This window comes from Kribbella sp., assembly GCF_035655035.1.
Taxonomy (GTDB): Bacteria; Actinomycetota; Actinomycetes; order Propionibacteriales; family Kribbellaceae; genus Kribbella.
This window is the reverse complement of record NZ_DASRVN010000531.1, coordinates 1-10952: the sequence shown is the minus strand read 5'-3', so window position 1 is coordinate 10952 and position 10952 is coordinate 1. Positions and strand designations below refer to the sequence as shown.

General features: G+C 69.0%; 11 protein-coding genes. 5 read left to right on the top strand and 6 right to left on the bottom strand.

From position 1 onward, the window contains the following. From VFF46_RS28995 to VFF46_RS28985, 3 genes are all read left to right on the top strand, one after another. A partial coding sequence (locus tag VFF46_RS28995) for a hypothetical protein (RefSeq protein ID WP_325040397.1) occupies positions 1-184 on the top strand: 184 nt, incomplete at its 5' end. Between the two features lie 9 nt (positions 185-193). Then, the gene (locus VFF46_RS28990; protein WP_325040396.1) at positions 194-736 is read left to right on the top strand and encodes a GNAT family N-acetyltransferase; all 543 of its coding nucleotides are present in this window, start codon (positions 194-196) and stop codon (positions 734-736) included. Then, on the top strand, positions 733-1389 hold the full coding sequence (locus VFF46_RS28985; protein ID WP_325040395.1) for a hypothetical protein: 657 nt from the start codon (positions 733-735) through the stop codon (positions 1387-1389). The genes VFF46_RS28990 and VFF46_RS28985 overlap by 4 nt, the downstream gene beginning before the upstream one ends. On the opposite strand, the gene ptsP is transcribed toward VFF46_RS28985, so the two are convergent. From ptsP to VFF46_RS28955, 5 genes are all read right to left on the bottom strand, one after another. Further along, positions 1368-3686, bottom strand: coding sequence for a phosphoenolpyruvate--protein phosphotransferase (gene ptsP / locus VFF46_RS28980; protein ID WP_414673102.1), 2319 nt, complete (start codon positions 3684-3686; stop codon positions 1368-1370). The two genes, VFF46_RS28985 and ptsP, sit on opposite strands and share 22 nt — an antisense overlap. Further along, positions 3683-4303, bottom strand: a complete 621-nt coding sequence (gene dhaL, locus VFF46_RS28970; RefSeq protein WP_325040398.1) for a dihydroxyacetone kinase subunit DhaL — start codon at positions 4301-4303, stop codon at positions 3683-3685. Before dhaL ends, ptsP begins: the two co-directional genes overlap by 4 nt. Positions 4304-4305: 2 nt before the next feature. Beyond that, on the bottom strand, positions 4306-5310 hold the full coding sequence (dhaK, locus tag VFF46_RS28965) for a dihydroxyacetone kinase subunit DhaK (RefSeq protein WP_325040394.1): 1005 nt from the start codon (positions 5308-5310) through the stop codon (positions 4306-4308). Between the two features lie 27 nt (positions 5311-5337). Then, positions 5338-6570, bottom strand: a complete 1233-nt coding sequence (locus tag VFF46_RS28960; protein ID WP_325040393.1) for an MFS transporter — start codon at positions 6568-6570, stop codon at positions 5338-5340. Between the two features lie 63 nt (positions 6571-6633). After that, positions 6634-7194: an RNA polymerase sigma factor gene (locus VFF46_RS28955; RefSeq protein ID WP_325040392.1), complete on the bottom strand. Its 561-nt coding sequence runs from the start codon at positions 7192-7194 to the stop codon at positions 6634-6636. A gap of 95 nt (positions 7195-7289) precedes the next feature. On the opposite strand from VFF46_RS28955, the gene VFF46_RS28950 reads away from it, so the two are divergent. Continuing rightward, positions 7290-8774, top strand: coding sequence for a serine/threonine-protein kinase (locus VFF46_RS28950; RefSeq protein WP_325040391.1), 1485 nt, complete (start codon positions 7290-7292; stop codon positions 8772-8774). A gap of 76 nt (positions 8775-8850) precedes the next feature. Here VFF46_RS28950 and VFF46_RS28945 read toward each other — a convergent pair whose 3' ends face one another. Further along, on the bottom strand, positions 8851-10044 hold the full coding sequence (locus VFF46_RS28945) for an MFS transporter (RefSeq protein ID WP_325040390.1): 1194 nt from the start codon (positions 10042-10044) through the stop codon (positions 8851-8853). A gap of 64 nt (positions 10045-10108) precedes the next feature. Here VFF46_RS28945 and VFF46_RS28940 point away from each other — a divergent pair, with 64 nt between their 5' ends. Further along, a complete protein-coding gene (locus VFF46_RS28940) occupies positions 10109-10843 on the top strand; it encodes a helix-turn-helix transcriptional regulator (protein ID WP_325040389.1) in 735 nt (244 codons plus the stop codon). The last annotated feature ends 109 nt before the right edge of the window (positions 10844-10952 follow it).

Here is a 10952-nt window from a genome sequence, read left to right as displayed (position 1 = left end):
CGGCCGGAGCGCCCCGCTGACCGCCAACGATCGGAAGTTGCTGAGGGATCTTGGGGTGGGGGTGGTGTTTGCAGGTGTGCTGATCGTGCTGCACGCGCCGGTGATGATGGCGGGGGTCCTCGTGTTCACGGTGAGTTGGCGGATGTTCCTGACGTATCGGGGCTGGGCAAAGGAGCACCGATAGGCTGTGGGCGTGGAGCCTGTGTTGCGGTTGGCTGTGGTGGCGGACGGTCCGGCGGTTGCTGAGCTGGCGCGGGCTGCGGTGGAGACGCAGTTCCCGGCGTACTACGACGCAGTACAGACAGCTAGTGCGGCTGAGCACATCACCACGCTGGACACCGCCCTGATCGACGACGGCACCTACTACGTGCTGGAAGCGGCTGGAGAGGTCGTCGCGTGCGGTGGCTGGAGCAGGCGGAACAAGCTGTTCAACGCCAGTACTGCGGGAGCTGACACCCGGCTGCTGGATCCTGCGACCGAGCCGGCGCGGATTCGGGCGATGTTCGTCCGGGCCGACTGGACGCGGCGTGGGCTCGGGCGGGCGATCCTTAACGCCTGTACCGAGGCTGCGCGCGCGGAGGGGTTCACACGGCTCGCACTGATGGCGACGCTGCCCGGCGTACCGCTCTACAAGGCTTTTGGCTTCACCGAGGTGGAGGCCGCGCAGCTACCGATGCCGGACGGGACCCTGCTCCCCGGTGTCGCGATGGAACGACCGATCGAGGAGAACGCATGACCGCTGGTACAACTGTCACCGCACCGGACGGCACCGAGGTCGTGCTCGGTGAGATCGGCACCCGCGTGCTGCTGAAGAACTCACGTGTCCGCGTGTGGGAGGTGGAGCTGCAGCCGGGTACGGCGCAGGGCTGGCACCTGCACCACAACCCGTACGTCGTCCTGTGCCTGTCGACGTCGCCGTGCCACATGGACTGGCTGGACGGCAGCCCTGCCCGCCACTTGAGCGAGACCGTCGGGGGCTCGGTCTACCGGCCGGTGTCGCCGGTCCACATGCTCACCAACGACGGGGACGCGCTGTACCTCAACCGCCTCATCGAGGTCCTGGACCTCGGCGAGGAGGCCTCCGGCGACCCGCACTTCGCGGTGTCCGGCGTACCGGCCGAGGCAGGCTTCGAACAGGCAGGCGAGATCCCCACGAAGGTCGTCGTCGACGAGGACGACGTACGCGTGCAACACGTGACCCCTGAAGCAGGAGAGTCCTACACCTGGCACACGGGCGCGTACCCGGCTCTCGTCGTCGACCTGGACCTGGAACACCCAGACGTCACCTACCTGGAGCCAGGCCAGTCCTACACCCTCCCCGCGAAGCCGAACCGCACCTCCGGCTTCAACCTGGTAGAGCTGCGCTACTACAGCAAGCCTCGTACCTGAGCCGCGTCCCGCGCTGCCAGTGCTGCGGCAGTGTCGACCTGGCTCAGGTCGGCCTGTCGTAGCCGGGCCTTGACGAGCGGCACCTGCGGGCCGACGGCGCTCAGCTCGGTCACACCGAGAGCTGCCAGCAGTACGGCGGACTGTGGGTCGCTGGCCAGGTCGCCGCAGACTGCTACGCGTACGCCGGCGGTGCGGACCACGTGGTCGATCAGCTGCAGTACGGCGGGGTCGAGCCCGTCGGCGAGTGGTGCGACGGCGGCGTTCGTACGGTCGGCCGCGGTCGTGTACTGCGTGAGGTCGTTGGTGCCGATGCTGACGAAGTCGAGGTCCTTCGCGAGGGTGTGCACGCGGAGGGCGGCGGCCGGGACCTCGACCATGATGCCGACCTCAAGGTCGTCGCGCGGCCCGAGCTCGTGCAGCGCCCAGTTGACCTCGTCGGCGGTCGTCACCATCGGGAACATCACGTGCACCGGGGTCTCGGCCGCCGTACGCCGGATCGCCGCGAGCTGATCGCGGAACAGCTCCGGCCGGCGGCGGAAGACCCGCAGACCGCGCTCGCCGAGGAACGGGTTCGGCTCGTCGTCCTGGGGGAGGAACGGGAGCGGCTTGTCGCCGCCGACGTCCCAGGTCCGGATCGTGATCGGCTTGTTCCCGAGCGCCCGCGCGATCGCCAGGAATGCCTCGACCTGCTCGTCGACGGACGGCGCCGTACGCCGATCCCCGAACAACACCTCGGTCCGCACCAGCCCCGACCCGTCCGCGCCCCGGGCCTCGACGGCGTCCTGTACGACCCCGACGTTCACCAGTACGTCGATCCTCCGGCCGTCCCGCGTGACCGCCGGCTGCTCGGCCTCCGCGACTGCCGTCTCGCGTTCCCGTAGCCGCTCGACGATCGTGGCGCGTACGGCGGTCTCGTCCGGCGAAACCTCGAAAGAACCGGCGCGAGCATCTAACGCGACCAGCATCCCGGCGGGCACCTCGACGTCTCCGATCCCTGCAATCAAAGGGATTCCCCGGGATCGAGCCACGATCACGCCGTGTCCGGTCGTCCCCGCGGCCCGGACAGCGATCCCCGCCACCGCAGTAGCATCAACTGTCGCGGCCGTCGCCGCATCCAGCTCGTCGACGACCAGAACGCCCGGCTCTGACGGAGCGACCTGCGGACCGGTCTCGCCTGCGAGGAGGCGTAGGACCCGGTCTCGGACGGAGCGAACGTCTTGAGCGCGTTCACGTTGGTACGGGTCGTCGAGCGCTTCGAAAGTACCGGCCAGGGCGTCGTACGTCTGCTTCCACGCAAGCGGCGCCGACGTACCGCCTGCGATCGCCGCACGTACTTCCTCCACCAGCTTGTGGTCGTTGAGCATCGCAAGCTGCGCCTCGAAGATCCCGCCGTGTTCACCACCGGCATCGCGCAACGCACGCAACTCGTCGGCCGCGCCGTGAACGGCCTCGTCGAGCCGCGCAGCTTCGTTGTCTCCAGCAACATAATCGCTCAGATCGACCGCAGCGTCCGCAAGCACGGCCGGCCCGATCGCCACATCCAGCCCCGACCCACCGGTCAACGGTGCCGCGGCCACCACCGCGTCGCCGAAGTTGTCAGCGGCAAGCTCTTCCACAGCCGCGAGTACCTCAGCAGCCTGCGGCCCGCTGGCCCCGACCCGCAACCGATGCCCGCGCTGTGCATTCAGCGTCGCGACCATGCTCAAACTGCCTGCGTCCACCGGACCCTTGCCGGTATCCAGATCGGTCAACGTGACCACAGCATCAAATCCGTTGACCAGGCCAACCAACCGCGCAGCCGGCCGAGCATGCAACCCGTGCTCGTTCCCAACCAACACCTCGACAGTGCGATCAGCCGCAACAACCGGCTCCGCAGCAGCAGCCTCAACGTCGCCCAGATGGTCCTGCTTGCCCGCGAGCCCCCGCGCCGCCTCTGCGGCAACCGCATCCAGCGAAGCACCGGTAGCAGCCGTGACGACAGCGGCTACCAGTCCCTCGACCAGGGGAGCGCTCGTCAGCCGGACGTGCTGTGCGACGGAGGGATCGACGAACTCCAGCGCCATCTCGGCACTCAGCACCGCCGACCCGAGATCCAGCAGTACGAGGACGCCGTCCGGACTGTCCGCGGTCCCGAGAGCCTCCGCGACTGCCATCGCATCGGTCCCGAACGTCGTCGCGTCCAGCCCCGCGGCCACCGCGATCACCGGACGCTTGTCCTCGGCAACCATCTCCGCCGCGAGTCCCACCGCCGCCTCAGCCAGCGCGCGGCTGTGCGACACCACCACGATCCCGATCATGACAGCGTTCGCGCCGCGGACTCCAAGATCAGCGTCGTACTGGTCGCTCCCGGATCCTGATGCCCCGCGCTGCGTTCACCGAGGTAGCTGGCCCGCCCCTTGCGCGCCACCATCGGCACGGTCGCGTCCCGCCCCTCCGCGGCCGCCTCCGCCGCGGCCGTCAACGCCGTACCGAGATCCGCGCCACCGGCCACGGCCTCGTCGTACGCCGTCAATGCCGGCGCCCACGCGTCGTACATCGTCTTGTCCCCGAGCTCGGCCTTGCCGCGCGCCAGCACGCCCTCGACCCCGGCGTGCAGCGCCTTCCCGATCGTCTCCGGCATCGGATCGACCCCGGCCAGCGCGGTCCCGAACCGCAGGAAGAACGTCCCGTACAACGGCCCGCTCGCCCCGCCGACCTTGCTGACCAACGTCATCCCGGCCTTCTTCAGCAGTTCGTCGACGCTCTCGAACGACGTCCCGTCCAGCATCTCGACAACCGCCCGGAACCCGCGATCCATGTTGGCCCCGTGATCAGCATCCCCGATCGCCGAGTCCAGCTCGGTCAGATACGCCGCATTCTCGTGCAGCACCCCAGCGACGTCGCGCAGCCAGTTGACGAAAGAATCGACTCCCATGCTCACGCGCCCCAGCGTAGGCCGGGGGTGTTCACTGGAGCGTCCCAAAGTCGTACCAGTTCGTCGTCCACCTTCAGCAACGTCACCGAGCAGCCGGCCATCTCGAGCGAGGTGATGTAGTTGCCGACCAGCGAGCGGGCGACGGTGATGCCGGCGCGGTCGAGGAGCTGGGCGATCTCGTTGTACATCAGGTAGAGCTCGATCAGCGGGGTGCCGCCCATGCCGTTGACGAACGCGATCACCGAATCGCCTTGGGTGTAAGGGAGATCGGAGAGCACCGGGTCGACGATCAATTCGGCGATCTCGCGGGCCGGTGCCAGCGGGAGGCGTTGCCGGCCGGGCTCGCCGTGGATGCCGATGCCGACCTCCATCTCGTTCTCGGCGAGCTCGAACGTCGGCTTGCCCGCGGCCGGGACCGTGCACGACGTGAGCGCCATCCCCATGCTGCGGCCGTTGTCGTTGACCCGCTTGGCCAGGTCCGCGACCTCCTGCAGCCGGCGGCCCTCCTCGGCGGCGGCGCCGACGATCTTCTCCAGCAGTACGGTCACACCGACGCCGCGGCGGCCCGCGGTGTACAGGCTGTCCTGGACGGCGACGTCGTCGTTGGTGACCACCGACAGCACCTCGGTGCCGGCGTCGGCCGCGGCCAGTTCGGCGGCCATCTCGAAGTTCATCACGTCGCCGGTGTAGTTCTTCACGATGTGCAGTACGCCGGCACCGGCGTCGACCGCCTTCGTCGCGGCCATCATCTGGTCCGGCACCGGCGACGTGAACACCTCACCGGCGCAGGCCGCGTCCAGCATCCCGAGCCCGACGAACCCGCCGTGCATCGGCTCGTGCCCCGACCCGCCGCCGGAGATCAGCCCGACCTTCCCGGACCGCGGCGCGCCCTTGCGGTAGACGATCCGGTTCTCCAGGTCTACCCGGAGCCGGTCCGGATGCGCCGCCGCCATCCCGCGCAGCGCCTCACTCACAACATCGGCCGGGTCGTTGATGAGCTTCTTCATGGACCCATCTGAGCACAGGTACGGCGCCTACGGGAGGGCCTCCACGTCCGAAAGCAGTGGGATCGACCGGATCGACCGGCTGACGGTGAGCAGTACGGCGCCGACCGCGAGCAGGGCCCCGAAGACCAGCAGCGCGTTCCGGGCGCCCAGGGTCGCGAGGAAGACGCCGCCGAGGAACGGCGCCAGCGGAGCGGCGGTGTTCGACATGAACATGAACGCGCTCTGCGCCCGGCCCTGCAGGTGGTTCGGCGTGATCAGCATCTGGTAGCCGAACAGGCCCGAGTTCAGCGCGGGCAGCAGGAACATGGCGAGCGCCGGCAGCACGATCAGTACGGCGGGACGCGTACTCGCCGACGTCGCCGCGAACGTCACCGTGACGACCCAGGCACCGACGATCGTGATCTTGCCGGTGCTGTACTTCGCCAGCAGCCGCGGCGCCGCGAACGCCCCGGCCAGCCCGCCCACCCCCATCGCGGTCTCCAGCAACCCGATCACGGACGGTCGTACGCCGCGTTGCTGCATGCTCAGGATCAGCACCAGGATCGTGCCGTTCGCAGCGAAGTTGAGCAGGGTCGCGGAGACGGCGATCGTCCGGAGATCGCGCTGCCGGAACAGCCAGGTCAGCCCGGAACGGATCGCCTTCAGCATCGGCTCGTGCGTACCGCCCTCGGGCGTGGCGGCGGGCAGCGGGTGCCGGATCGTCGTCAGCATGATCGCCATCACCAGGTACGAGATCGCGTCCGCGGCGACCGGGATCGCGCGGCCGATCGAGTACAGCAGACCGCCGAGCGGCGCGCCTGCCAGCCCGGCCACGTTCTGCCGGCCGTGCGCGGCGGCGAGCGCCGTACTGAGGTCCTCGGGGGCGACGATCTCGCGGAGCGCGGCGCTCTCGGCAGGCATGAACAGGGCGTAGCCGGCACCGTTGAGCAGGCCGACCAGCAACAGGTGCGGGAGCGTCAGGTGGCCGAGCCAGCTCGCGACCGCGACCGAGCCGAACAGGACAGCCCCGAGGAAGGTGTACCCGACCAGGATCCGGCGCCGGCTCCACCGGTCGGCGAGCGCGCCGCCGGGTAGCGCGACCAGGATCGTGCCGAGCGAGGACGCCGTACCGACCAGACCGGCCTGCACCGGGGAGCCGGTGATGGCCAGACCGAGCAGCGTGAACACGAACGAGCTCATCGCGGAGCCGATCGAGCTGACCGTCTGCCCGGCCAGAAGTTTCAGATAATCACCGTTGTGCAGCAACCCCCGGGCGGACATAACCGCGAGCGTATGCCTGCATCAGGCTCACGGATCAGCCTGATGCATTGCAGGTTGATGCAATCAGTCCTTGGGCCGGAGCAGCGGCCGGACGACCTCGCGGGCGTCGTGGATGCGGGACTTGACGGTGCCGAGCGGGGCACCGACCTCGGCGGCGATCTCCTCGTACGACAGCCCGTAGACGTCCCGCAGTACCAGCGGGGTCACCATCTGTGGCCGGTCCCGCTCGAGGGTTTCGAGGGCCTCCAGGAGGTCCAGGCGGGTGCCGGCGATCACGCTTGTGGTGCGCGGGTCCGGCTTGTCCATCTGCTCCGGGTTGTGGGCGGCCTGCGCGGAGCGCTTCAGCTTGCGGTACGTCGAGCGGGCGGAGTTGGCCGCGACCGAGTGCACCCAGGTGGAGAAGCTGCTGCGGCCGGAGTACGTGTTGATCTTGGTCGCGATGTTCAGCAGCGCCTCCTGCGCCGCGTCCTCCGCGTCGGCGGAGTACGGCAGGACGCTCCGGCAGATCCGCAGGACGCGCGGATAGACCTGCCGCAGCAGATCGTCCATCGCGTTCTTGTCGCCCGCCTGCGCCTGCTCCGCGAGGGTCGCAAGGTCGTCCGTCGGGCTGGTGCTCTCGCTCATCTGCGCCTTTGCTCTCCATGGTCCCCGGTAAGAGGACACCCCAATGACCCATAATGCCTTGTATGGGGGTCCCAACCAGACTCGGTCGGTACGTCGTGCGCCGACGCCTGGGCTCAGGCGGTTTCGCCACGGTCTGGCTCGCGCACGACGAGCAGCTCGACGCCGAGGTGGCGATCAAGGTGCTGGCCGACAACTGGGGCCACGACGACTCGGTCCGGCAGCGGTTCCTCGAGGAGGGCCGGTTCCTGCGCCGGGTCGAGTCCGAGCACGTCGTCCAGGTGCACGACGTCGGTGAGCTGGAGGACGGGCGCCCGTTCCTGGTGCTCACGTACGCCGATCGCGGCACGCTGGCGGACCGCCTGAAGAAGGATCCGTTACCGCTGCCGGAGGCGGTCGACGTGGTCGTCCAGGTCGGCCGCGGCCTGCAGGCGCTGCACCGGCGCGGGCTGCTGCACCGCGACGTGAAACCGGCCAACGTACTGTTCCGCAGTACCGACGACGACGGCGAGCGGGCCGTGCTGTCCGACCTCGGCCTGGGGAAGTCGCTCGACGAGGTGTCGAGGATCACCATGCCCGGCGGGACCCCGTCGTACGTCGCCCCCGAACAGGCGCTGGGGGAGCGGCTCGACCAGCGCGCCGACCAGTACTCGCTGGGAGCCGTCGCGTACGCCGCGCTCACCGGGCGGTCCCCGCACCAGGTGGACGGGCTGGGCGCTGCAAGCCGGGTGAAGGTGGCGCCCCCGCCGAGCTCGCTCGGGTTCGAGCTGCCGGAGCAGGTCGACGCGGCGATCGTCCGCGCCCTGGACCCGGACCGCGAGAACCGCTGGCCGGACGTGCAGACGTTCACCAAGCAGCTCGTCGGCGCGCTCGACGAGAACACCCGCGACTTCCCGGTGGCGGAGCGTGAGACGGTCCAGCTCACCGATCACTCCGACGACGACCCCGGGGACAAGACCGCGCTCAGCGACGAGAACCAGCCGACGGTCGTGAAGGCTGTCGAGCCGCCGTCGGAGACCACCGCGCCTCCCGTCGAGGAGGCACCCGTCGTACCGGAGAAGAAGAAGCGGCGGCGTGGCCGGTGGGTGGTCGCCGCGCTGCTCGCGCTGGTGGTCGGCGGCGGGGCCGGGTACGGCGGCCAGTGGTACCTGTCCAGCCGGAAGGTGGTCACGGTCGCCAAGGACGGCTTCCAGGTGGACCTGCCGCGCGCCTGGGCGCACTCGATGGCGTCGTCGAGCTGGACCGTGCCGGGCGGCAAAGGCAGCGCTCCGGCGTTCCGGGTCAGCGAGGACTCCAACTGGTCCGGGGAGACGCCTGGGGTGTTCATCGGCGTGTCCAGCACCAAGCTGGCGCTGCCGGACAGTCAGCAGTGCCAGAACGTCGGTTCACCGCTCCCGCACACGGTTGGTGGGCAGTCGGTCACGGACCGGGTTTCCAGTGGCTGCTTCGGTGCGGATATCGTGCTGCTCCAACGAGTCGTCGATCACGGGGACGGCGGCTCGCTACTCGTTCAGGTGGCCGTGCCGGGATCGAACCAGGTACGCGCCACCGAGATCGCCGACACGGTGCAGTACACCCCCTAGGACGTTCCCCCATGCGTTTCCCGACCGAACGGCTCCGGCCGTCGCCGGCGCTGATCCAGTCCGTACGCCGTAGGTACTACCGGATCCGTTCGACCATCTTCCGCACCATCTGGCCTGTCGACTGACGTCCCTGCACAGTCAGCCAGGTGATGCCCAGGGCAACGGCCCACAGACCACCTCCCAGCCAGGCCAGCACGTGCAGCCCGCTCACGAACCCGGGCGCGTGACCGACCACAGCGCCGTACACACCGATGCCTAAGGCACCCACAGCCTGGCGGCTGGTGTTGTTGACCCCACTGGCGAAGCCGGCGCGGTCCTTTGGCAGCGCGGCGATCGCTGCGTGCACCACGGCGGCGGTCAGGAACCCCATGCCGATGCCGAGACCTAGCTGCACGGGTACGACGGCCGCATAGCCGCTGTGGTCGTTCACACCGAGCAGGCAGAGCGATCCGGCGACGCCTAGGGCCAACCCGATCGTCATGGGGAGCCGTGGGCCGTACCGGGCGGTGATACGACCGGAGATCGGTCCTAGTACGGCCAGCGGGAGGAACAGCGGGATGAGCTCCAGCCCGGCCCGGAACGCCTGCTGGGACAGGTGTTCCTGCAGGTAGAGCGTCAGTACCAGGACGGTGCCGAGCCCGACGAAGTTCATCAGGCCGGCGATGATGTTGGGGCCGACGAAGTCCTTACTGATGCGGAGCCGGGTCCGTGGGTGTTCTTGGTGGGGCTGACGCCGCGGTACGAGCCGCCAGGCCAGCGGGAGACCAACTGCGATGATCGGCAGGTTGATCAAGAACACGGCCCGCCAGCCGAGTCCGGCTACCAGTGCGCCACCGAGCAGGGGACCGGACGGTAGCGCCAGGGCGCCTGCGCCTGACCAGACACCGACAGCGCGTGCTCTTGCGGCGCTGTCGACGTACAGGTCGGTAATGACGGCAAGTGTGCCTGGCAGCAGTAAGGCGGCTCCGATGCCCTGTACAGCTCGCGCAGCGACCAGTAGCTCGATCGTTGGCGCGAGACCACACGCGAGCGAGGCCCCGCCGAAGACAGCGAGCCCTGTCAGTACTACGCGTCTGTGGCCGATACGGTCACCCAACGCGCCACAGGGGAGCAGCAGGCTGGCCAGGGCGATCATGTACGCCGCCACCACCCACTGCTGCCCCGCTAGGCTGGTCACGAGGTCTACCCGGATCGTCGGCAGCGCCACGTTGACGACTGTCACGTCCAGCTGGATCAGGAAGATGCCGACGTACAGCAGTGCAAGGAGCATGCTTCCCAATTTCCATCGGAATACTTCGGACACCGTCGAAGTGTGCCGGTGCCAGCATGGGGTTATGGACGGAGACGCGGACGTAGCACGCGTAGCGGCGCTGATGGCCGAACCAGCACGGGCGAAGGTCCTGATGGCGTTGGCCGACGGCAGAGCGCTTCCTGCCTCGCTACTGGCCTCCGAGGCAGGCGTATCGCCGCAGACAGTCAGCGCACACCTCCGCAAGCTGCTGGACGGCGGACTGGTCACCGTAGAACAGTCCGGACGCCACAGGTACTACGGGCTCGCCGGACCGGAGGTAGCTGCCGCTGTGGAGGCCCTGGCACGCCTAGCCAAGCCCCAGCCGATAACGTCCCTCCGCCAGAGCACCCGCGCCGCAGCCCTCCGCGAAGCCCGCACTTGCTACGACCACCTGGCCGGACGGCTCGGTGTGGCCCTGCTGGAAGGTCTGGTACGTCGCAACGCCCTGATCCGCACCGACGGAGGCCAAGGCACCGAACGCCGCCCAACCGACCCACTGGCCCAACAACTCCCCGACGGCCCGTACGCCTTGGGCCCCAACGCCGCCGAGGTCTTCGCCGAGCTAGGAGTAGACCTGACAGCCCAGCAAACCCGCCGCCCGTTGCTGAGGTTCTGCGTCGACTGGAGCGAACAACGCCACCACCTAGCCGGCCAACTAGGCGCCGCCACGACCCAAGCCCTCCTGACCCGTCACTGGCTGCACCGCCGCCCCCACCAACGCGCCGTTGACCTCTCCGACGCCGGACGGGACAGTCTTGGCGCACTGCTCGGCTGCTAGATGGCCGAGTCGTCGCGCACGGCGGATTCCGCCGCATGCTGCACGATGTCGTCCATCGCGTCCTGGTCCTGCGGCAGTCCGGTGACAGCGATCTCGAACGTGCACAGGC

What these genes read in the sequence shown, in the direction of transcription:
- VFF46_RS28985 (WP_325040395.1), top strand. Translation starts at nt 733, where the DNA reads ATGACCGCTGGTACAACTGTCACCGCACCGGACGGCACCGAGGTCGTG.
- ptsP (WP_414673102.1), bottom strand. Translation starts at nt 3,686, where the DNA reads ATGATCGGGATCGTGGTGGTGTCGCACAGCCGCGCGCTGGCTGAGGCG.
- dhaL (WP_325040398.1), bottom strand. Translation starts at nt 4,303, where the DNA reads ATGGGAGTCGATTCTTTCGTCAACTGGCTGCGCGACGTCGCTGGGGTG.
- dhaK (WP_325040394.1), bottom strand. Translation starts at nt 5,310, where the DNA reads ATGAAGAAGCTCATCAACGACCCGGCCGATGTTGTGAGTGAGGCGCTG.
- VFF46_RS28960 (WP_325040393.1), bottom strand. Translation starts at nt 6,570, where the DNA reads ATGTCCGCCCGGGGGTTGCTGCACAACGGTGATTATCTGAAACTTCTG.
- VFF46_RS28955 (WP_325040392.1), bottom strand. Translation starts at nt 7,194, where the DNA reads ATGAGCGAGAGCACCAGCCCGACGGACGACCTTGCGACCCTCGCGGAG.
- VFF46_RS28945 (WP_325040390.1), bottom strand. Translation starts at nt 10,044, where the DNA reads ATGCTCCTTGCACTGCTGTACGTCGGCATCTTCCTGATCCAGCTGGAC.
- VFF46_RS28940 (WP_325040389.1), top strand. Translation starts at nt 10,109, where the DNA reads ATGGACGGAGACGCGGACGTAGCACGCGTAGCGGCGCTGATGGCCGAA.